The organism is Bacteroidales bacterium (genome assembly GCA_035353855.1).
GTDB lineage: Bacteria > Bacteroidota > Bacteroidia > Bacteroidales > CG2-30-32-10 > DAOQAK01.
Genome location: DAOQAK010000039.1, coordinates 1 through 22101 on the forward strand (window position 1 = coordinate 1; position 22101 = coordinate 22101).

21 protein-coding genes are annotated in these 22101 nt (G+C 34.5%); 11 read left to right on the forward strand and 10 right to left on the reverse strand.

What is annotated here, in order from left to right; genetic code table 11:
* Positions 1–305: 305 nt before the first annotated feature.
* The 10 genes from PKK00_10545 to PKK00_10590 all read right to left on the reverse strand — a co-directional run bounded on the left by PKK00_10545 (position 306) and on the right by PKK00_10590 (position 16090).
* Positions 306–893, reverse strand: a complete 588-nt coding sequence (locus tag PKK00_10545) for an HD domain-containing protein (protein ID HNW98836.1) — start codon at positions 891–893, stop codon at positions 306–308.
* Positions 894–898: 5 nt separating this feature from the next.
* On the reverse strand, positions 899–4210 hold the full coding sequence (locus tag PKK00_10550) for an adenylate/guanylate cyclase domain-containing protein (protein HNW98837.1): 3312 nt from the start codon (positions 4208–4210) through the stop codon (positions 899–901).
* A gap of 204 nt (positions 4211–4414) precedes the next feature.
* Positions 4415–5452 carry a hypothetical protein gene (locus PKK00_10555; GenBank protein HNW98838.1) on the reverse strand — a complete coding sequence of 346 codons (1038 nt, stop codon included), beginning with the start codon at positions 5450–5452 and terminating at the stop codon, positions 4415–4417.
* A 22-nt stretch (positions 5453–5474) separates the two neighbouring features.
* Positions 5475–6518, reverse strand: coding sequence for a hypothetical protein (locus PKK00_10560; GenBank protein HNW98839.1), 1044 nt, complete (start codon positions 6516–6518; stop codon positions 5475–5477).
* 148 nt (positions 6519–6666) lie between these two features.
* A complete protein-coding gene (locus tag PKK00_10565; protein HNW98840.1) occupies positions 6667–7098 on the reverse strand; it encodes a hypothetical protein in 432 nt (143 codons plus the stop codon).
* 603 nt (positions 7099–7701) lie between these two features.
* Positions 7702–10527: an excinuclease ABC subunit UvrA gene (gene uvrA / locus PKK00_10570; GenBank protein HNW98841.1), complete on the reverse strand. Its 2826-nt coding sequence runs from the start codon at positions 10525–10527 to the stop codon at positions 7702–7704.
* Positions 10528–10724: 197 nt separating this feature from the next.
* A complete protein-coding gene (gene aroA, locus PKK00_10575) occupies positions 10725–11972 on the reverse strand; it encodes a 3-phosphoshikimate 1-carboxyvinyltransferase (protein HNW98842.1) in 1248 nt (415 codons plus the stop codon).
* Positions 11972–13024, reverse strand: coding sequence for a 3-dehydroquinate synthase (aroB, locus tag PKK00_10580; GenBank protein HNW98843.1), 1053 nt, complete (start codon positions 13022–13024; stop codon positions 11972–11974). The genes aroA and aroB overlap by 1 nt, the downstream gene beginning before the upstream one ends.
* A 52-nt stretch (positions 13025–13076) precedes the next feature.
* The gene (locus PKK00_10585) at positions 13077–13589 is read right to left on the reverse strand and encodes an N-acetylneuraminate synthase family protein (GenBank protein HNW98844.1); all 513 of its coding nucleotides are present in this window, start codon (positions 13587–13589) and stop codon (positions 13077–13079) included.
* A gap of 215 nt (positions 13590–13804) precedes the next feature.
* On the reverse strand, positions 13805–16090 hold the full coding sequence (locus PKK00_10590) for a patatin-like phospholipase family protein (GenBank protein HNW98845.1): 2286 nt from the start codon (positions 16088–16090) through the stop codon (positions 13805–13807).
* A gap of 169 nt (positions 16091–16259) precedes the next feature.
* Here PKK00_10590 and PKK00_10595 point away from each other — a divergent pair, with 169 nt between their 5' ends.
* The 11 genes from PKK00_10595 (at position 16260) to PKK00_10645 (ending at position 22090) form a co-directional block, all read left to right on the forward strand.
* On the forward strand, positions 16260–16679 hold the full coding sequence (locus PKK00_10595; GenBank protein ID HNW98846.1) for a DUF134 domain-containing protein: 420 nt from the start codon (positions 16260–16262) through the stop codon (positions 16677–16679).
* A 7-nt stretch (positions 16680–16686) separates the two neighbouring features.
* The gene (locus PKK00_10600; GenBank protein HNW98847.1) at positions 16687–17010 is read left to right on the forward strand and encodes a NifB/NifX family molybdenum-iron cluster-binding protein; all 324 of its coding nucleotides are present in this window, start codon (positions 16687–16689) and stop codon (positions 17008–17010) included.
* Between the two features lie 3 nt (positions 17011–17013).
* Positions 17014–17205, forward strand: a complete 192-nt coding sequence (locus PKK00_10605; protein ID HNW98848.1) for a DUF5320 domain-containing protein — start codon at positions 17014–17016, stop codon at positions 17203–17205.
* On the forward strand, positions 17196–17732 hold the full coding sequence (gene tsaA, locus PKK00_10610; protein HNW98849.1) for a tRNA (N6-threonylcarbamoyladenosine(37)-N6)-methyltransferase TrmO: 537 nt from the start codon (positions 17196–17198) through the stop codon (positions 17730–17732). The genes PKK00_10605 and tsaA overlap by 10 nt, the downstream gene beginning before the upstream one ends.
* Positions 17733–17849: 117 nt before the next feature.
* Positions 17850–18014: a hypothetical protein gene (locus PKK00_10615; GenBank protein ID HNW98850.1), complete on the forward strand. Its 165-nt coding sequence runs from the start codon at positions 17850–17852 to the stop codon at positions 18012–18014.
* Positions 18015–18062: 48 nt separating this feature from the next.
* Positions 18063–18422 carry a NifB/NifX family molybdenum-iron cluster-binding protein gene (locus PKK00_10620; GenBank protein HNW98851.1) on the forward strand — a complete coding sequence of 120 codons (360 nt, stop codon included), beginning with the start codon at positions 18063–18065 and terminating at the stop codon, positions 18420–18422.
* Between the two features lie 3 nt (positions 18423–18425).
* A complete protein-coding gene (locus tag PKK00_10625; GenBank protein ID HNW98852.1) occupies positions 18426–18848 on the forward strand; it encodes a thioesterase family protein in 423 nt (140 codons plus the stop codon).
* Positions 18849–18853: 5 nt separating this feature from the next.
* Positions 18854–20035, forward strand: a complete 1182-nt coding sequence (locus PKK00_10630) for a PLP-dependent aspartate aminotransferase family protein (GenBank protein ID HNW98853.1) — start codon at positions 18854–18856, stop codon at positions 20033–20035.
* The gene (locus PKK00_10635) at positions 20035–20745 is read left to right on the forward strand and encodes a 4Fe-4S dicluster domain-containing protein (GenBank protein HNW98854.1); all 711 of its coding nucleotides are present in this window, start codon (positions 20035–20037) and stop codon (positions 20743–20745) included. The genes PKK00_10630 and PKK00_10635 overlap by 1 nt, the downstream gene beginning before the upstream one ends.
* A complete protein-coding gene (locus PKK00_10640; GenBank protein ID HNW98855.1) occupies positions 20742–21812 on the forward strand; it encodes a heterodisulfide reductase-related iron-sulfur binding cluster in 1071 nt (356 codons plus the stop codon). The genes PKK00_10635 and PKK00_10640 overlap by 4 nt, the downstream gene beginning before the upstream one ends.
* Before the next feature lie 98 nt (positions 21813–21910).
* Positions 21911–22090, forward strand: a complete 180-nt coding sequence (locus tag PKK00_10645; GenBank protein ID HNW98856.1) for a 4Fe-4S binding protein — start codon at positions 21911–21913, stop codon at positions 22088–22090.
* The last annotated feature ends 11 nt before the right edge of the window (positions 22091–22101 follow it).

The window sequence follows — 22101 nt, forward strand, 5'->3', positions numbered from 1 at the left end:
AATATGCAGATAATTCCTGAAAATAAAGCATCTTCGAATTTTTCAGCAACCCCTATTTAAGTTATATATTCATGTAAACTTTGTAATAGTAATAGTGATAATGGCAATTTCATTTTTTAAGGTGCCATGCGAAAAGTGTTTAATTCTAAAGAAGAAAAAGTTACGATTTCTCACACCTTGATTGGATGCTATAAACTTTTTTTCAGAACATTCAACAAGCTGCCTGTATTGCCTTGAGGAAAAGCAAAAACAGAGAAAAGAGAAAAAAGGGAAATAATAAATATTCTTCGCATTGATCAATGCCATTAAACATTTTTATCAAGTAATTCTTTCACCTGGTTTAAATGGAACATTTTTAATTCCTGCCTTAATTTAATTGCCGACTTTGTAAAATATTCGTGCTGTTGTAAAAAATACAATTCCTGGACATACCATTCTTTTATTGAAGTTACAATACCGTTTTCGTTCCATTCTCTGAACAGTAACAACCCGGTCATATAAAAATCTTTTCTTCCTAAGTAATCAAGGTCGGCATCGCATAAAACTTTTTCCGGCAGAGTTCGTGGTTTCTGAGGAATTTCTGTGCTAAGAATCATCCGGTTTATAATTTCAATTTGTCGCGGATTATAATCATAATTCGGTAAAACATTATTTACAATATTCACCGATGCTTCCTCGCTATGCGAATACTTTACAAGAAAACCGGCATCATGAAATAAAGCAGCTGTTTTAAGAAGTATCATATCTTCATTACCCAGTTTTTCCTGCTCCCCGTAATATTCGGCAGAAGAGAGCACATCAAGGGTGTGCTTATAATTATGATAATAATAATTCTTTGGAATCTCGTTTTCCAATCTATTTAAAATATTTTTTTCGGCTTCTTTATAATTCATAATGATTATACGGTAAGTTGTTCATATAAATCCCAGAATTTCTGATTAGGTACTCTTCCTTCATCATCAACCGACAGCTCAGGTTTGATACGTTCTGCAAAATACATATCAATCTCGCCTTTATGTTTTACAGGAATTTTTCCACGATAAGTACACTCGAAGAAATCCTTCACATGCTCATAAGTAACTCCTGAAATATTTATTTTATTCGGCAAACTGGTTTGTTCCAGGCGGCTTGCAGTATTTACCGTATCGCCCCATATATCGTAAGCAAATTTCTTTTTACCAACTACGCCGGAAATGATTTCACCGGAATGAACACCTATCCTTATCTTCCACAGGGTACGCCCTTTTGCAGATTGTTCCTTTTTTAACCGTGCAATAAAATCACGCATTTCAAATGCAGCAAGAACCACATCAACAGGATTTGTTTTATTCTTAATAGGAACCCCACCGGCACACATATACGAATCGCCAACGGTTTTTATTTTCTCAATATTATGTCGCACGCATACATTATCGAAGAATACAAAGCTTCGGTTAAGTTCGGCAATAAGCTCCTGTGGTTCGAGCTGCTGGGCAATAATGGTAAAGTCTTTGAAATCGGAAAATAAAACAGTAGCCATTTCAAAATATTTTGTTTTGGCATTACCATTCTCTTTAAGCTCCTTTGCAATTCTAAAAGGAAGAATATTCAGCAACAGTTTATCTGATTTTTCTTTTTCTTTTTCCAGTTCATTTTTCTGTGAATTGATCTCATTCGTACGCTCATTCACCAGTTCTTCCAGTTTTAATTTTGCATCCTTTAATCGCTTGTTGCTATATTTTAAAACCATACGAATGAATAATACAAAACCAACTATATAAATAAAATAGGCAAACCACGTGCGGTACCATGGCGGAAGAATCTCGAATTCATAAGTAGTTTCAGGGCTTTCCGTATCAAAAATATTTTTTGCCTTTACATGAAAAATATAACTACCCGGAGGTAAGTTGGTATATTCTTTTTTGGTTTCCAGTGTCCAGTCCGACCACTTCTTATCAAATCCTTCAAGGAATACTTTAAACATTCTTGATTTCTCATTGAAAAAAGTAGTTGCAGTAAATTCAAAAGTAATGCTGTTATAATTGAATGCCACCTGCGGTTTCAGTTCTTCGGTTTGATTTATTGATAATCCTGAATACTCGCCGCTATCATTAAATACGGTATAAAATGTTCCACCAAAAAGTACGGAATCGCGTTCCAAAATAACTTTTCTTATCAACGTATTAAAATTTACATTGTATTTGTATTTTGATGTACCGTCATATCTCACCATTCCATCATCGCCACCAAACCAGGTTATGCCATTATTTTCGGCATATATGGAATATATCTCCACCTGGGGGATCGGCTTGAATGGAATAAGACTTACCTGATAAATCCCATTTTTCTGAATGGCTGCTTTAGCAATCGATTTTGTTTTATAATTATTATCAGTAAACTGGATCCACAGGTTTCCCATTGAATCCTCACTGAGCATATTTATAAAAATACCTTTATTATAAAATTTCAAAGCCGAGCTAATTACTTTTCTAAATTTAACAGATGGGTTCTTTCCATTTTGTTTTACTTCAACCGGTTTATAAACGCCTTCTTCTAAAAGAAAATAAATTTCATTCTGAATCTTATAAATAGATGGAGATATTGAAGGCAAACCTGATGCTGCTTCTTCGAATTGGGTTAATGTGTATGTTTGTTTTTCTTTTAAAGGAAGTGAAATTCTATTGCCTGTCCACTTATTGAATTCTAAAAGATAAATGCCTGAAAACTGCGTTGATATCCACATTTTACCTGATCCATCTTCCACAATGCTGATTATTTTATCATTCAATCCTTTTATGGAATCTTCAATTTCAAATAATATTTCATCACCTGAATATTTGACAGACAAACATAATAAACCATCTTCGGCAGCAATGAATATTTTTGAAGGGTCTTTCTGATAATGATATATTTTTATTGCTTTGCTTTTAGTGAGCTGTTTTGCTGTATAGTTTTCAACTTCATAAACTCCCGATGATGTTGCAACAAGCAGTTTATTTTTTAAAGCATTTTTTTCATTTTTCACTACCAATAAATCCCATGAGGTGGAACGAATACCTTTCAGTAATTTGAACTGTGAAATATCTGTATTCAATCCTTCTTCGCTAATTGAATATTTTCCGGGGGAATAATCATGATAAAATACACCCTGCCATGTTCCTACAAATAATCCTCCATTGAAACGGGTAATGGACATCACGCTTCCCTTCAAACCCTTATCATCATTCCAGAAGCTTATAGGCGAGGATGCATCTACACGTGCAATACCATTATCGAGTGAAAGCCATATTGCATTTTGCTGATCTTCACCAACAGCATTGTGAGTTTCATTTTGTATGCCTGCTTTTTTATCAAGTACCTGCGCAAGGTTACCATCACGATCCATGATTACTGTTCCGCCAAACAAAGTTGCAAATGCATAGTACCCATTTTTTAATCGCGCGCAATTTAATAATTGGTTATGTTTAATAAAATAATCAGCCTGGTTATAAAATTTATAAACAACAGGATAATCATGATTACTGAGGGTGAAAGGATTTGACATGATGTACAATCCACTGTCCTTCGACACGATCAACATTTTTTTGTTCGAATACGGCAGTATATTATTTATACTGATGTTAGAAAAGAATTCGCCATTATTTATTTTTGTAATGGTATCATTTTTCAGATACTTTAATCCCACACCTTTTTGCCATAACAAAATACGGTTACCATATTTATAACAATTACTTGATTTTTTTATGTGCCATGTATGAATTTTCTTTCCATCCCACTTATATAATTTTTCATCCGAAACAAAATATAAGCCTGATGAAGTAATACGTATATTAAAAATATAATCAAAATTTTTATCATTCTTATCAAATTTATCAAGAAGGGAAACGTATTTTAAAACACCGTTTTTAGTCGGTGCAAGATAACCAAACTCGCCTGTAGAACCAACATATACCCTGTCGCTGCTGTCGATTGCCAGGGAGCTTACCATATAATCGTTGGTTATTGGGATCACGTGCCACTGAACGCCATCGTATTCAAGCACTCCATCACCATTAGCAAAATACAGTACCCCTCTTTTATCCTGGACAAAACCCCAGTTTTGCGAAAATGCTTTATATTCAAAAGGTGAAAAATTCCTGACAAGAGGTAAGCCTATTTCGTAAACACCCTTTGTTTGCGCGAAAATAATTACCGGGAAAAATAATAATATATATGTGAATATTTTTTTCATTTAATCCGTCAAAACAAATTTTAATAATAAAACATCTACTATAGAATAATCAAATTAAGTTTAGCCAGTTCTACAAACCTACACAAATTTTCGGAGATATTCAAACGACATAATTAAAATAAAATGAAGGTAAAAAAAGATACGATACAGGTAATATTTGAGTGCGCTTATTTTATGAATAAGCGCACTCAAAATATAATAGGTTTAAAAATTAATTTTATACAAATAATACTGATTGCTTTGATCGCTGCTGGCTATCCAGAAATTAGCCCCGTCGTGGGTTATGCCGCCATTATAACTGGTTTTGATTTTATGATTCACATAATATGAAGCAATGCATTTAAACGGGCTAAGCTGGCATTTATGAATCTGGGAATCCTGAAAGAAATATAAATATCCGCCCACATACTCCATACCATCAGCGTCAAACGGGAAATGCTGCAATACTGCATTGGTTGAGATATCCCATGTATATATATAACCATCAGCAGAACAATACATGGTTTGTCCCACCAATGCCAGCGCTTTAATCCGGCCTGATGTTATTGTTGGACTTGTTGAAATCACAGCTCCGGTAGAAGGATTCACTTTAATGATTTTGTTATTATTTGAAATATATAAATCAGGGTTTGTAAAATTCACACCTCCATAATAATATGTACCGCTCAATGTTAAAGACGAAATAGCATGTGTTACAGGATTGATCTTTTGAAGTGTGTTTGAATTTGATTCGGCTGTCCACAAAATATTCATCCCGTCGAAACCTATATCCTGCCTGCCATCTCCGTTAGTTACAGGACTGGCAATACTATCGGAAACAGTTACAAATGTCACCCATTCTGTTTCATCAGGAGCATTATCATTTTTCTTAAACACTATTGTTTCCGTTTGATTTGATAACACCAACGTATCATTACTAATTGTGTAATTAAACAAATTCATGAATACTTCAATCTGCGCATAGGTAATAAATGCCAGATCGACACGCAGTGAGCGGAAACCATAATCAACCGTATCGAGTGCGTATAGGATATTATTATTTTTAAGTATAATATATTTTGTTTCCGACAATCCGCTTACAATCTGCCATTTCCCGTACAGGTCAGGATCAGGGTCGGTGGAATAGCCTGTTGCACCTTGCGGACCCGTTGGGCCTGTTGGTCCCTGAGGTCCTTCTTTTTTACATTCCGTAAAAATAATCGATGCAAATATTATGATAAATAAAATTCTTACTGTTCTCATATCATTGAAATTTATTTCGCTATTACATATCCAGTTTTACAAGTTTATATTCATCGGTATCGTAACTATAACCTGCGATCCAGAAATTAGAACCATCAAATGTAATACCGCCATTATTGCTTCCTGCCAAAGGAGAATCGACATAATATGTTTGAACACATTTAAATGGCGACATCTGACATTTGTAAACCATATCACCATAAGCCAAATACAAATACCCGCCAACATATTCCATTCCGTTAACCATGCGATCGAAGAATGGATACACTGTGCTGCCTGTAATATCCCAGTAATAAACATGTCCCGACCAATCGGAATAAAACATATAATCGCCATACAGAGCAAGACCGGTAATTGTGCTTGAACATAAAGTGGGGCTTGTTGAAATTACCGCACCGGTAGTAGGATTCACTTTATAAATCACATTCTGATCGGACAACCATAAACTTGATGAAGCATACAAAGCACCGGAATAATAATAAGTTCCACTTAATGTCAATGTAGTAACAGCATGCGTTACAGGGTTAATTTTATAAAGTGTATTTGAAGATGATTTTGTAGTCCATAAAATATTTGTTCCATCGAAACCTATATCCTGGCGGCCATCGTCAGTGGGGTTAGGACTAACAATACTATCAATAACATTCACGTAAGTTACCCACTCCGTTTCATCAGGCGCATTATCGTTTTTTGTTAACACGATATTGCTATTTAAGTTTGATAGGTACAAGGTATTATTACTAATCGTATAATTATAAACTATACCAAAAATCTTAATTTGCGAACTTGTAACAAATGCCATATCGGTATATAATCTTTTAAAACCATAAGCAGCCGAATCAAGCCGATAGGTAATATTATCATCTTTAATTATCAGATAACTTGTTCCTGTCAAACCGCTTTGCACAGCCCATTTGCCATACAACGCCGGATCTACAAGCGAAGTGTTACCTGTTGGGCCAGTAGGACCAGTTGGACCTTGAGGACCGGCAGGGCCTTCTTTTTTACATGATGAAAAAATAATAACTGCTAACGCAACTACTAAAATTGAATTTAAATACTTCATGGCTTTAATTTTAATTGTACTATAAATGATTAAAAAAATATTTTAAATAAGTAAAAATATTTTTAAAAGAAACAAAAACTTTATTCAACGAAGTTTTTACAAAAGTAGATAAAATTCAGAAAATACAGAAATGAGATTTTATTGTAAATTAATAGTCGGCTTTATAATATGTCCATTTACCGCTTACATATAAGGCTGAAGGCTTTGGTCCATTAAGTATCATTTTCCAATTTGCCAACTTAGTTTTTCCATCATTATAATCGTACACATAATACTTTTCAATAGTTGTATCTATAGGATGTGGATATTCAATAATTTTAAAATAAAATACATCTTTCAATTTTAAAAAATGGTCATTTGCTTTTGCTATTCCTCCATGTTCAATATCTTTCCCCTGCCAATAAATCATGTAATTGGCATGACTATATTCATCAATTGACAGATGTACAAAATATGTACAACCACCATCAACACATGCATGCCATAATCCAATAAATTCAGGTCTTTCCTTGTCAACCTGTTTTTTACATGCAAAAAGTGTAATCAGTATTATAAATATAAAGTAGATTCTTTTTTTCATCTTTTATAATTTACATAATTCCATTATCCGCAATTTTCTTCTAATTATTGCTTATTTTTAATTTGCAAATTTTACATCACGAAAATAAACAATTCTGAAATATTTAATAACTGATGTTATGCAAAATCATTATTTGTATCGAAACAACATTATTTTATTATATTATGTCCCGTTAGGGACAACAGCTTGGTAAAAAAGGTACAACTCACTCCTTGTTGTACCGTAGGTACTACACTTTCAAGACCACATAGCTTTCAAATACGTTCAGTTAATTGGGTTGTGCCTTCAGCACACAACTTCATAGTGGTTATATATTTTACCAAGCGGTTATGCCTACGGCATATACTCTTAAAATCCTTATTGATTAAAGTTTATAAAATTTTATTTTGAGTTTTGCGTAACATCAATTAATAATATTTTTTCAAATCCATTTCTAATTTGAATAATTATCAAATTTAAATAAAATTCAAACCAAAAAACATCAGGAAAATTATTTTAAAATTTTAAACTTAGTAGAAAAGTATTCAAAAAAACATTACCCCAACACACAAACCTTTGAAGACTCAGCCCTGCATTCCCAAATAGACTTCAAAGGTTTTTCTTTTAAAAATATTTCTTCAAATATTTTGCTGTATACGATTTTTCGCAATCGATAAGTTCTTCGGGAGTTCCTGCAAAAACAACCGTTCCGCCATTTTCGCCACCTTCGGGACCAAGGTCGATAACCCAATCGGCCGATTTAATTATTTCGCCATTGTGTTCAACAATTAAAACCGAATGACCATTTTTTATTAATGCATTGAAAGCAACCAATAGTTTATTGATGTCGTGAAAATGCAGTCCTGTTGTGGGTTCGTCAAAAATAAAAAGTGTTGATGCTTCTGCATTTCCTTTCGATAGAAAATAGGCCAGCTTCACACGCTGCGCTTCGCCACCACTAAGCGTACTCGATGCCTGTCCGAGTTTGATATATCCCAAACCCACATCAGCCAATGGTTTCAGCTTAGAGATAATTTTACTTTCGAGCGATGATTTTTCTTTCAACGAGAAAAATGCTATGGCTTCATCAACCGTATGTTCAAGAATATCGCTGATATTTTTTCCGCGATATGTTACATCAAGGACTTCGCTTTTAAAACGTTTACCTTTACACTCTTCACAAACTAAATTTATATCAGCCATGAACTGCATCTCAATGGTAACTTCGCCTGCACCCTCACATTCTTCGCAACGTCCACCTGCAATGTTAAATGAAAAATACCCGGGTTTATAACCGCGCATCCTTGCCAATTGCTGCGAGGAATACAGTTCACGAATTTCATCATAAGCTTTTATATAGGTAACCGGGTTCGAGCGCGACGAGCGGCCAATAGGATTCTGGTCGATCATTTCAACAGCAGCAATACTTTTCACATCACCATCGAGTTTATCGAACTGCCCTGTTTTTTCGCCATATCCGCCATATATTTTTTTCAAGGCAGGATATAATATATTTTTAACCAATGTTGTTTTCCCCGAACCACTGACGCCTGTAATCACGGTCATTGCATTCAACGGAATTTTCACATTTATTGATTTTAAATTGTGTTGCCTTGCTCCAACTATTTCAATATACTCTTTCCATTTACGGCGCGATTCGGGAATTTTAATTTTTAATTTTCCTGTAAGATATTTTGAAGTAAGGTTCTCATCATGCTTCATCAAATCGCTGAACGTGCCGTTAAACATGATCTCGCCGCCATGTGCACCTGCCAGCGGACCAATATCAATAAGGCTATCCGACGAACGGATAATATCTTCATCATGTTCAACAACAATAACGCTGTTTCCAATATCACGTAACGATTTCAGAACTTTTATCAAATTATGCGTATCGCGCGGATGCAGACCAATACTGGGCTCGTCGAGAATATACATCGAGCCGACAAGACTGCTTCCTAAATAAGTTGCCAGGTTTATTCGCTGCGATTCACCACCAGACAATGTTGATGACAGTCTGTTCAACGTTAAATATCCCAAACCCACATCCAACAGGAATTGCAATCGTGTGCGAATTTCAACAAGCAAGCGTTCCGAAACCAGTTTATCGTAATCGTTTAAATCAAGATTATTAAAAAATTCGTAGAGCTTTGTTAAGGGTAAAACAACTAATTCAGAGATGGAACTACCGCAAATCTTTACATACGACGCGTCTTTGCGCAAACGTGTGCCTTTGCATTCCGGGCAGAAAGTTTTTCCGCGATAACGCGAAAGCATCACCCTGTATTGAATCTTATACGTTTGTAATTCCAATAATTTAAAGAAATCATTCAAGCCATGGAAATGTTTATTGCCTGTCCATATCAATTCCTTTTCTTCTTTGCTTAATTGTCCATATGGTGTATGAATGGGAAAATTGAATTTATATGCATTCATCACCAGCGGTTCTTTCCACTCACTCATCTTCTCACCGCGCCAGCATGCAATGGCATCATCATAAACCGACAATGTTTTATCGGGAACAACCAGGTCTTCATCAATACCCATCACATTTCCAAATCCCTCGCAGGTTTTACAGGCACCGTAAGGATTATTGAATGCAAATAAATTTACTGATGGTTCTTCAAAAAGAATTCCGTCGGCTTCAAATTTATTTGAAAATTCCTTTAACTTTTTTTCGCCATTTTTATTTTCAAACTCTACAAAACATTTCCCTTTTCCCTCGTAGAATGCGGTTTCTACCGAATCGGCAATTCGCGATAACAAATCGGTGTTTTCAAATGAGATCACAAAACGGTCGATCAAAACCTGAATTACTTCTTTAATATTTTTTTCATTCTTCTCACGAAGAATATCTTCTATTTTTACAATTTCATTATTCAGCACTATGCGTGAAAAACCTTGTTGCAATAGCACTTCAAGCCTACCCCGAATTGATTTCTTTGCATCCGGAATTACTGGCGAAAAAATCATCACCTTTGTTGATTCATAAAGTGAAGCGATATAATTTACCACATCAGTAACACTGTCGCTCCTCACTAATTCGCCACTTACAGGCGAATATGTTTTCCCGATTCGGGCAAATAATAGTTTAAGGTATTCATAAATTTCCGTTGAAGTTCCTACAGTAGAGCGTGGATTGCGAGTGGTAACTTTTTGTTCAATAGCTATGGCAGGTGAAATTCCGGTTATATAATCAACATCGGGTTTGTTCATTCTTCCGAGAAACTGGCGGGCATACGAGCTTAAACTTTCAACATATCGCCGCTGCCCTTCGGCATAAAGGGTATCGAATGCCAGTGATGATTTCCCTGAACCCGACAAACCGGTAATAACAACAAGCTTATTCCTTGGAATGGATACAGAAATATTTTTAAGATTATTAACCCTCGCTCCTTTTATTTCAATAAACTTTTCCGATTTAACCTTTGATACTTCAGCGTTTGCCATATTACCTGATAGAAATTTTTTTAAAATACTTTATTTCGATATTGCTACAAAAACTCCGAAACACAAAGTTAAACAAAATATTATTGATACATTTTATTCTTATTAGATGCCTCATTCTTCGGCATAACATAACATCAAAAAAACTTCGGCATGACAGAATACTAAAAACATTTGTCATTCAGAGTGAAACGATGAATCTACTTATTAGATGCTTCATTTATTTCAAACCCTGCTAATTTCAGATCGTCCCAAAAACGCGGATACGATTTTTCAACTACTTCAGGCTCGGCAATTGAAAGTTCTTTACATATCACAGCGAGCGGAGCAAACGACATAGCCATGCGATGGTCGTTATATGTTGCAATCTCAGGCGAATTGTTTTTATTGAAATTATTTTTCAAGATATAAATGTCTTTTGCTTCTTCAATAAAATGAACATTGAATTTTTTTAGTTCATTTTGCAATGCGGCTATCCTGTCGGTTTCTTTAATGCGCAAACTTTCAAGCCCGGTAAACCTGCATGAAATATCAGTTGCAGCAGCCAACACAATTATTGTTTGTGCCAAATCCGGGTTTGCAGAAAAATCAATTATTCGCGGAAATTTTGAAAAATCTTCAACTCCTTTTGTAATAAAAACTCCTTTATCAGTGAATTCGCTGACAACACCGAAAGGCTCAAACCATTTGCTAATCACAGCATCACCCTGAAATGAATTTCGTTTCAATCCTTTTAAAAATATTGCAGCATTTTTAGCCAGAGCTACAATCGAATACCAGTATGAAGCATTTGTCCAGTCCGATTCCACGTTGTATTCAGCCGGAATATAATTCTGGTTTCTTATACTGATTTTATTTCCTTCCCATAAATATTCAATTCCAAAATGCTTCATTATCGAAAGCGTCATTTCAATATAAGGTTTAGAAGAAATATCGCCAACTAATACCATGTTCATTCCATTTTCCAGCACAGGTGCTATCATTAGTAATGACGATATAAACTGGCTGCTAATGTTTGCCGGGATTTTAATATCTCCGCCTTTCATTTTCGATTTATCTCCATGAATTTTTATGGGCGGATAACCATTTTCCTGGAGGTATTCTATATCTGCACCTAATAAACGTAATGCTTCAACCAAATGCTTTATTGGTCGTTGTTTCATGCGTTCGCTACCGGTCAATGTAATATTTTTCCCTGACACAGAAAGATATGACAAAAGGAAACGCATTGCTGTTCCAGCATTTCCAACATCTATAACATCACTGTTCGATGTTAATGCCTTTATCAGCAATCGTGTATCGTCGGCTTCCGATATATTATTTATTTTACAATAACCTTCGCTTAAAGCATTAATGATCAATGCGCGATTGCATTCGCTTTTTGAAGCGGGCAGGTCAATGGTACAGTCATTTCCCTGATGAAAGGCAATATGAAGTTTTCCCTGCATTAAATATTTTGATAATACTCCAGTGATTCCATTATTTCGGAATGATTCACTTTTTCATTGATATGAAAATTACCAATACCATCAGGAAGCGTAAAAAGAATTTCAGATTTTTCGTTTTTCTTATCTTTATCGATCAATTCAGCAATTGAACCTAATTTATCCACGTCAATAATAATTTTCTTATAGAAATTTTTTATAAGTGTAACAATTTTTGATAATTCTTTTTCCGTTACGAATTTCCTTTTATAAGCGATCCACGATTCGGAAATCATCCCGGCAGCAACGGCTTCGCCATGAGTTATGTTTTCTTGTTCGCCTGAAATAATAAACCAGCTTTCCAATGCATGACCAATGCTGTGACCAAAGTTTATACTTTTCCTTACACCTTTCTCATGCATGTCAAGGTTTACAATACGCGATTTTATTTTTACAGAACGATGAATATATTTTTCAATATTTTCAGTAAAATCATTTATCAAATAAAGGTCATTGAATAACTTTCTATCGGCAATGATGGCATGTTTAATAACCTCTGCAAACCCAGACAGCATTTGTTTATCGGGAAGTGTTTTTAAAAATTCAGGATATATTACAATTGCGCGGGGATTACGAAAAAGCCCTATATAATTTTTAAGTCCATTATGATTCACGCCAAGTTTTCCACCTATACTGGCATCGCACATCGATAAGAGAGTGGTAGGAAAATGAATAAAATCAATTCCTCTTTTATATGTTGCAGCAATGAAACCACCCATATCGCAAATAACTCCACCTCCCAGGTTCACCACAACAGCATTTCTGTCAAAATTATGTTTTGATAACTCGTCCCAGACTTTTGAACATGTTTCAATATTTTTATTTTCTTCGCCGCTTGGAATCTGAATATTGATATGATTCTCAAATGAAGGAGCAATTAATGGATAACAGTATTCATTGGTATTTTCATCGGTAAAGAAAATAATTTTTGAATACTTCGAATTATTCAAATACAATTTGAAATCGTCAATACAATTTTCACCTGAGTAGATAAATGGTTTGGATTGTCCTTTCATAGTACTACAAATATATTACAAATATGAATAAATAAAATACTGATACCATTTTTTAAATATTTTTCAATTTGTTTATCTTACTTATCATCTGTTGCATTTCAGTAAAATCAAGTGTTTGCAGTCCATCGGAAATGGCTTTTTCAGGAACAGAATGTGTTTCCACAATAATCCCGTCAGCACCCACAACCATTGATGCCAAAGCCATTTGAGCAACATATTTACGAATTCCCACACCATGCGATGGGTCTACGATTACAGGCAAATGAGTTTTATCTTTCAGAATAGCCACAGCATTCAAGTCAAGTGTATTGCGATATGTTTTTTCAAAGGTTCGTATTCCTCTTTCACATAAAATATTTTTTTCATTTCCGCTCGAAAAAACATATTCCGCTGCTTGTAATAATTCTTCAATAGTTCCCGATATTCCTCGTTTCAGCATAACCGCTTTATCACATTTACCCAGCGCGTTAAGCAAATTGAAATTCTGCGCATTTCGTGTACCTACCTGAAAAATATCAACGTAAGGCATCATCTCATCAATCTGGCTGATATCCATAACTTTCATGTTTATAAAATTTGCGTGAAACAAAAAAGGCTTGCCGGAACGGCAAGCCTTTTAAATATTATATAAAATACAAACAGGACAGCTTAGTTCAGCACCATCGTAGAATTGAACCATGCCACCACCAAAATCGGTTTATATTTTTAGAAATGTTTTTCATTTGATGCTACAAAAGTAAAAATAATTTTAATAACAAAAAAAATACTCATAAAAAAATATTAATCCAAAGCTCTTTTATTGAAAATCAAATATCCGAAATTAAAAAGTACTGAAACTTTATTCTCTGATTTTTTATAATAGCTTCCTGTAATGCTTACAGGGCCAACAGGAGTTTGATATACTATTGAACTTGTGATCATGCCATACCTGTATTTATATGGTTCATCCCATTGGGGTTTGCCTTCATCAGTATATGTAATTCGCTTATAAGGTTGAAAAACATAACCCTCAATTCTAAAATGAAATTTATCTGAAAACAGAAAAACTGTTTTAATACCTGCTGCTGCATAAATAGGATTCCTGTAATTTTCAATAAAAAGAGTTTGCATATATGGCGTAGGATTAAAAGCAGGTGAGGCAATAACCGTTGAAAGATAATTATTAAAGAATGGCTGATTTGAATAATTGCATTCCATGTAACCATTTACTTTTATAAAACTATTTAATTTATAATATTGCTCAAGTATAAGGCGCATATTCACCCATGAATTATAATTAACGATTGTATGATTTCCTATGGAGGTTGAACCGGGAATAAATCTTTCAAATCCGCTTATATAACGAAGCTGGAAAAATGTCTGAAACCCGCTTGTAGGAAACATTGGGAAATTTAATGTGTTGCCATCATAAGTCAGATAAGGGGAAGCCAACCTGAAATTGGTAAGGTCGGCTGTATCGGATTTCATAAAATGAATAGACTGGTAGTATTTATCGGTTTTGTCGGATATACCAATACCAAAGGTTCCACGGGCATGTGTTCTTAATGGAATGCTTACTTCCGATTTCGCATACGTTTCTCTTTGTATAACATAAGGCGGACGAATATCTTCATAAAATGATTCAACACTGCTCCGGTAATAATCATAACGGTTATATGCTGCAATAGCCTGAAAGCTTACAGGCAATTGAGTATAATAATCAATTTTCATACGGGCAAGAAGCGAACTATAAAACCTTCCGAAATAAGCGTTCCCGTAAAACGAATAACCTCTCTCGCGCAAATATTTGTACTCTGCACCAAAAAAGCCCATGTTTAAATTGGAAGATGAAAGATTCCCTCCTATTCTTGCATTAAATCTTTTTTCACGAATTACATTTAATAATAAATCATAATACCCCGTCTGCGGGTTATACTTTGCCTTGGGATATATGCTTTCAATTTGATCATCGGTGATGATTTTAAAATATTGTTTCTTAAAATAATCTAATGTGAAGGTATCTGTTGAATAGATGATATTCTTTGTCATGTATTTTTTCTGCAAAGTACTAAGTCCGGTAATATCAATATTTTTAAAAACTATCGGTCGTTCTTTCTTTAAAAAATTATTACGCTCCGCAATTAAAGCCAGTGAATCTTTTCTGACAGGGATACAATCTTTTATTTCATCCATCATCGCTTGAGTAGCATCGTAGCCGTACTGAATCAATTCTTTTGCGCGATAAAAATCCATCAGGCCTGCATTATGAACATCAGGATGAATTATCAAACCATTTGAATCGGGTAAAGAATAATTTGTTGCGGTCATGATCATATTCTCAATCTGTGCCAGAATATCATCTTCCATATTTGCCGAGGTATTTGAAGCCACCTTACTTCCTATGATATAATCCGGTTTAAAATCAGAGATCATCACATCACCTGGAAAATTATTGTAGATACCGCCATCAAATAATAATCTTCCGTTTATTGAAATAGGCTTAAAATAAAAAGGAAAGGTCATCGATGCTCTTACTGATGAACCCAGGTCGCCACTGGAAAAAACAACCGATTCGTTTGCATATACATCTGTAGCAACACAACGGAAAGGAACAAACAAGCTGTCGAAATTATAATTACATGCAGCCGATGCTTTCCCCATCAGTTCCATAAAAGCAAAATCCATCAAATGCGGAGGGACAATGTTAGTTGGCAATATAGGTTTAATAATTGTATCGTACTTAAAATTCAGATCAACCCACGAAGCATCATTTTCTTTCTTTTTAAAATAGTAAAGATATTTTTCGTCAATTTTTCCAAATGCCCAGTTCTGAAATTCAGGAGCTGTAACAATTTTAATCATCTCATCGGGAGTGTATCCTGCGGCATAAAGGGAACCTACAATTGCCCCCATCGATGTTCCTGTAACATAATCAATAGGAATATGATTTTCCTCAAGTGCTTTAATAACGCCAATATGAGCAAGTCCTTTAGCGCCACCACCACTCAGTACAAGCCCAACCTTTTGTCCAAATGAACTTACTGAAATGAACAGAAGAAAATATAATATGACCCGTTTTGTTTTCACAAATACAAACCTACATGTATTTTTTTAATGATACAAATAATAACTAATGTTAATTCATACAAGGGTTTCCTATGCTAATTACATAATATGTATTTAAATTTTATTTTATATTTTTTATTATGAACATAAGTTCATTATATTTGCAAAATAATTAACTGAAAATTATATAATGGCTCGCCCAAAAACAATACGAAAAATGGTTTCTCCACCTAAGTTCAAAGGATTTAAGCCATACGGCTATTATGCCAAAGAGCAGGAAACTGTTAATATGCTTTTTGAAGAATACGAAGCCATAAGGCTTTGTGATTACGAATTATTAAACCAGTCTGAAGCATCAGAATTCATGGGTATTTCCAGACCAACACTGACACGTATATATGAAAGCGCCAGAAGAAAAGTAGCAAAAGCATTTGCTGAAGCAAGGACCATTGTTATTGAAGGAGGAAAAGTATATTTTGATAGCGAGTGGTTTCTATGTAAAAAGTGCGGTTCTCATTTTAATAATCCCGATAAGAAAAAAAAATTAAACAATTGTCCTGTTTGTAATTCAATTTCTATTTTAAAAATTAATGAAAGTTCAAAAAAATAAATAAATTATGATTATTGCTATTGCATCAACCGGTGGAACAATTAATTCCAAATTAGATAAACGTTTTGCGAGATGTTCATTTTTTGCACTATATAATACTATTTCAGGTGAAATAAATTTTATTAAAAATTTTTGTCAGACAATGGATAAAGACGCAGGATTAGCAGTTGTAGAATGTTTGCATAAAATGAATGTCAAGAAAATCATATCCGGTGAATTTGGAATAAAAATCAAAGAGTTTATGGATAATTATAATATACAAATGATTATTATGCCTGAACAAAATCAAACGATTAATGAGATTGTTAAATTATTAAAAGCAAATAAATAAATTATGCCAAAACTAGATAAAACAGGACCCGAAGGAAAAGGGTCTGGAACAGGGAGAAACCTTGGTAAATGTATAAACAAAAAAAATGAAAACAGCGAAGGTTTTAGCTTTGAAAAAGGCTTGGGACTTAGAAAAAATGTTGGTGGAGGTAAAGGATTAGGTAAACGATTAAGGAGTTTTTTCAGATGCCCGTGATAAAATATAAAGAAATAGGTGTTATACACAGCCCATTCACATCCCTCGAAAGAATGCCTGTTCAACCTATAGCAGCAAAAGGGGTAAAAGGAACTATCGAAATTCATAAAAAATTTCTTGATGGTTTACAGGATTTAGAAAAATTTCAATATATCTATTTGTTTTATCATTTCAATAAAGCGGAAACATGTAAACTAAAAGTCATTCCTTTTATGGATGATAAGCCTCATGGAATTTTTGCTACGCGCGCACCAATAAGACCTAATCCAATAGGAATTTCTGTTGTTTATTTAATAAAAATCGAAAATAATATTCTTTACGTTGAAGATATAGATATAATGGATAATACTCCTTTACTTGATATCAAACCATTTATTCCCCAAGTTGATAACAGAATGAGTAAGAAAATCGGATGGCTTCAAGGTAAAGAAAATATTTTTCAAACACAGTCAGATGCAAGATTTATTATTAATAAGTTAAATTTAAATGAAAAAAGTAGCAATCCCCATAAGAAACAGACAAGTTGATGATCATTTAATTCCATGTGATTTTTTTACTATTTTTTAATTAATTCAGGTAAAATATTAAATGAAGTAAAATTAATAATTCCACAAGAATATCAAAAAGATGATAAAATAGAGCTAATGCTTAACGAAAAGGGAGTAACAATTTTATTGGCAGGAAAAACCAGGTATGATGAAATAGATATTTTATCTCAGCAAAATATAGATGCGATATGTTGTTGTAATGGAAATATAAATGATGTTATCAATATGTACTTAATGGGTGAACTATCAGCACTTGATTAGAGCAATAAATAAAAAAATAATACAATAATAATTTATAAAATAATACATATGAAAAAAGTAGCAGTACCAACAAGAGAAGGACAAGTTGATGACCATTTTGGTCATTGTGAATACTACACCATCTTTACAATTGAAGATGGAAAAGTAAGCAATGAAGAGACTTTTAAAGCACCGGAAGGCTGCGGATGCAAATCTAATGTTGCATCTGTACTTGCATCAATGGGAATTAAAATAATGCTTGCAGGAAACATGGGAATGGGCGCATTAAATGTTTTGAACATGAGCGGAATTGAAGTTTACCGTGGATGCAGCGGAAATGTAAAAGAAGTAATAACAGAATACCTGAAGGGCGAAGTTACCGATAGCGGCGAAGGCTGTCATAGTCATGAAGGATGCGATAATCATTAAAATATGTTTACGCATATAACAAAGATCAGGGTTGGATATACCGACACTGACCAAATGGGGTTTCTGCATCATTCAAAATATGTTATATTTTGTGAAACGGCACGTATTGAAGCAATGCGGGCATTAGGCTCATGTTATAAAGAAATTGAGGACATGGGTATTTTCATGCCTGTGATTTCAATGAACTTCAAATTTATCAAACCTGCTTTTTATGATGATTTGATTTCGGTAAAAACAATATTGCGTGATATACCAAAAACAAGAATGAAATTTGAATATGAATTTTACAATGAATCCGGCACAATGACAACAACAGCAGAAGTAACCCTGACATTTATCAATAATAAAACACGGAAGCCTTGCTTTCCGCCAAAATTACTAACAGAATCATTAAAAACATTTTTTAATAACGAAATAAAAAAATAAAATATATGGACACAAAAAAATTAGGATTTGACTCGAAATTAATTCATAGTGGCGGACATAAAGATGCTTACGGAAGCGCTACCGTTCCTATATATCAAACTTCTACTTTCGCCTTTGAAAGCGCCGATGAAGGAGCAAAATGCTTTGCGGGAGAAAGCAACGGGTATATTTATACACGTATTGGTAACCCAACAATAACCGCACTTGAAAAATTAATAGCTGATCTGGAAAACGGTTATGGGGGCATAGCAGTTTCTTCAGGTATGGCTGCTGTTACAACTTGCTATATGGCTTTATTGAATCATGGCGACCATATTGTAAGTACAGATGCAGTTTACGGACCGGCACGAGGTGTAATGGAAAATCATTTTTCACGTTTTGGTGTTCAGGCAACTTACATTAACACTACCGATATTAACACTATTGAAAAAGCAATAAAACCCAATACAAAAGTTTTATATATCGAAACTCCTGCAAATCCTACAATGGAGATTACAGACTTAAAAGCATGTGCAAAACTTGCAAAAGAAAAAAATATTTTACTTGTGGTTGACAATACCTTTTGCAGCCCATATTTACAGAAGCCTCTGGATTTAGGCGCAGATGTTGTTTTTCATTCAATGACAAAATTCATCAACGGACATGCTGATATTGTTGCAGGAATTATTGTTGCAAAAGAAAAAGTAATCTATGACAAGTTACGAGTAATGATGATTAACATGGGATGTAATATGGATCCACACCAGGCATACATGGTACATCGTGGTGTTAAAACTTTAAGCATAAGAGTAAGGGAAGCCCAGCAAAATGCAATGAAGGTTGCGAATTTTTTAGAAGCTCATCCTAAGGTTGCATGGATAAAATACCCCGGATTAAAATCGCATCCACAGTATAAGCTTGCATCAGAACAAATGAAAGGTCCGGGATCAATGATCAGTTTTGGATTAAAAGGTGGTTATGATGCAGCAAAAAAATTATTGGATAATGTACACCTCGCTATTCTGGCGGTTTCACTGGGTGGCGTGGAAACATTAATTCAACATCCTGCTTCAATGACTCATGCTAAAGTATCAAATGAAGCCAAATTAAAAGCAGGTATAACAGACGATTTAATTCGTTTTTCTGTAGGAATAGAAGATGTAAATGATATTATTGAAGATTTAGAAACCGCGTTGGAAAAAGCATAATGACAAAAGACAGTTTATTAAAAAAACTTTCGGAAGATATTCGTTATCAGGAAGGGCTAACAGCATGTATCAATTGTGGTACATGCACTGCCATTTGTCCGGCTGCACAGTTTTATGATTACGACCCGCGAATGGTTGCCGATACACTTCAACATAAAGATGAAGCAGAACTTGAAGCATTGTTAAAAGGTGATACCATCTGGATGTGTGGCGAATGCCTTTCATGTAAAACACGCTGCCCGAGAAGCAACGTACCGGGATATTTAATACAAGCGCTGCGTGCGCTTTCAATTGAAACCGGATTTTTTGCTGAATCGGAAAAAGGCAGACAACAACTGGCCATTAAAAGAACTGTCGGAGAACATATACTTCAATATGGGTACTGTGTTCATATTGATGAAGTAAATACTCAAATGTATCCAGAACAAGGTCCCGTTTGGGATTGGCTGAAATTGAACCGCGAGACAATTCTCAAAAAACTTGGAGCTAATTATAATGAAAATGGAGCCGGAACATTAAGAAAAACTTCAGACGAATCGATGAATGATTTAAGAAATATTTTCCGGGTTACAGGAGCAATAGAACGTTTTGATAAAATTGAAAAATATTCCGAAAAGAAAGCATCGGAACTGGGAATTCAATTCAGCGAAGGAAAAGATAATGATTATTTCAGGTATGTGTATTCAAATGAAAAGCCGGAGGAACAATGATTGCTAAGGGTAAAAATATTTGCTGGGAAAATTATCAGAAAGAAATTGCCGACGATCATTTTTATTTTGCAAGAAGTTGTATTCGTCAGAATTTTTTCCCGGCATCGGAAACTTTTTTTCTTAAAATATTAAAAGACATTTTACATAAAGATATTTTCGATGACCCGAATCAAACAACATGTACAGGCATTGCTTATCATTCGGGAATAGTTCCTATGGAAACTACCATGACTGTTGTTGCGCGGCAATTCGCATTGATGAATGAAGCCGGGTATGGAAATTTTGTATGCTCTTGTGTTACGTCTTTTGGTATCTATTCAGAAATGGTTGAAACATGGAAACATTTTCCTGAATTGGAAAAGAAAACCAGGAAAATGCTAAAAGAATCTACCGGGAAAGATTTTGTAATACCGAAAAATCTTGTTCACACCAGTGATATTATTTATAAGTTCCGAAAAGAAATTTCAGAAAAAGCGAAATATCGTTTGGTTAATAAATTAACAGGACAACCCTTAAAAATTGTTGACCATATTGGATGCCATTACGCAAAAATATTTCCCGAAAAAGGAATTGGCGGAGCGGAATACCCCTACGTACTTGCCGGAATGATTGATGACTGGGGCGGTGCACAGGTTGATTATCCCGAACGTCGCCATTGTTGCGGATTTGGATTCAGGCAATACCTGGTTCAATCGAACAGGGGATATTCTGTATCGAACAGTAAAAGAAAATTGGATTCTATGAAGCCGTATAATCCTGATGCAATAATTACCAATTGTCCGGGATGTAATTTTTTTCTCGACCGCTGGCAATATGTGATCAGTGAAATGGAAGGAACTACATATGCGCAAAATAATTATGGCATTCCTGTTTTAACTTATGAAGAACTCGCGGGACTGGTACTTGGTTATGCCCCATGGGAACTAGGGCTTCAGCTTCACCAGGTTGCGGTGGAACCATTGCTTGATAAAATAGGAATTGGATATGATGCAAAAGAAAAATACAAAGGGGCCAATGGAGAAAACATTGGAGAACCAATTTCTGCATCAGTATTAAAAAATAATTAATTTATTTTATCGTGATCCAATCCATAAACAAACAGATTCCTGTTATCGATATTTATAAATGCACTAAATGCGGGAATTGTATTAAAGCCTGTCCAAATATGGCAATAATAAAATCTGTCGGTTACGATTGTTCAAAATGTATCAAGTATTGCATTACAATGCCCGTCAATTGTGTCCAGGAACATTATATCATTTATAATGAAATTTGCGATGGGTGTGGGTTATGTATCCCTGTTTGTAAAAGCGAATCCATTTATTGGAATAAAAAAGTTGAATGATGCATTTTAAA

Excerpts from the sequence above, each read along its gene's own strand:
- PKK00_10615 (HNW98850.1), top strand. The coding sequence starts at position 17,850 with ATGCTTAACGAAAAGGGAGTAACAATTTTATTGGCAGGAAAAACCAGG.
- PKK00_10565 (HNW98840.1), bottom strand. The coding sequence starts at position 7,098 with ATGAAAAAAAGAATCTACTTTATATTTATAATACTGATTACACTTTTT.
- PKK00_10550 (HNW98837.1), bottom strand. The coding sequence starts at position 4,210 with ATGAAAAAAATATTCACATATATATTATTATTTTTCCCGGTAATTATT.
- PKK00_10560 (HNW98839.1), bottom strand. The coding sequence starts at position 6,518 with ATGAAGTATTTAAATTCAATTTTAGTAGTTGCGTTAGCAGTTATTATT.
- PKK00_10605 (HNW98848.1), top strand. The coding sequence starts at position 17,014 with ATGCCAAAACTAGATAAAACAGGACCCGAAGGAAAAGGGTCTGGAACA.
- uvrA (HNW98841.1), bottom strand. The coding sequence starts at position 10,527 with ATGGCAAACGCTGAAGTATCAAAGGTTAAATCGGAAAAGTTTATTGAA.
- PKK00_10600 (HNW98847.1), top strand. The coding sequence starts at position 16,687 with ATGATTATTGCTATTGCATCAACCGGTGGAACAATTAATTCCAAATTA.
- tsaA (HNW98849.1), top strand. The coding sequence starts at position 17,196 with ATGCCCGTGATAAAATATAAAGAAATAGGTGTTATACACAGCCCATTC.
- PKK00_10555 (HNW98838.1), bottom strand. The coding sequence starts at position 5,452 with ATGAGAACAGTAAGAATTTTATTTATCATAATATTTGCATCGATTATT.
- PKK00_10630 (HNW98853.1), top strand. The coding sequence starts at position 18,854 with ATGGACACAAAAAAATTAGGATTTGACTCGAAATTAATTCATAGTGGC.
- PKK00_10620 (HNW98851.1), top strand. The coding sequence starts at position 18,063 with ATGAAAAAAGTAGCAGTACCAACAAGAGAAGGACAAGTTGATGACCAT.
- PKK00_10640 (HNW98855.1), top strand. The coding sequence starts at position 20,742 with ATGATTGCTAAGGGTAAAAATATTTGCTGGGAAAATTATCAGAAAGAA.
- aroB (HNW98843.1), bottom strand. The coding sequence starts at position 13,024 with ATGAAAGGACAATCCAAACCATTTATCTACTCAGGTGAAAATTGTATT.
- aroA (HNW98842.1), bottom strand. The coding sequence starts at position 11,972 with ATGCAGGGAAAACTTCATATTGCCTTTCATCAGGGAAATGACTGTACC.
- PKK00_10545 (HNW98836.1), bottom strand. The coding sequence starts at position 893 with ATGAATTATAAAGAAGCCGAAAAAAATATTTTAAATAGATTGGAAAAC.
- PKK00_10595 (HNW98846.1), top strand. The coding sequence starts at position 16,260 with ATGGCTCGCCCAAAAACAATACGAAAAATGGTTTCTCCACCTAAGTTC.
- PKK00_10625 (HNW98852.1), top strand. The coding sequence starts at position 18,426 with ATGTTTACGCATATAACAAAGATCAGGGTTGGATATACCGACACTGAC.
- PKK00_10645 (HNW98856.1), top strand. The coding sequence starts at position 21,911 with ATGGCAATAATAAAATCTGTCGGTTACGATTGTTCAAAATGTATCAAG.
- PKK00_10585 (HNW98844.1), bottom strand. The coding sequence starts at position 13,589 with ATGAAAGTTATGGATATCAGCCAGATTGATGAGATGATGCCTTACGTT.
- PKK00_10635 (HNW98854.1), top strand. The coding sequence starts at position 20,035 with ATGACAAAAGACAGTTTATTAAAAAAACTTTCGGAAGATATTCGTTAT.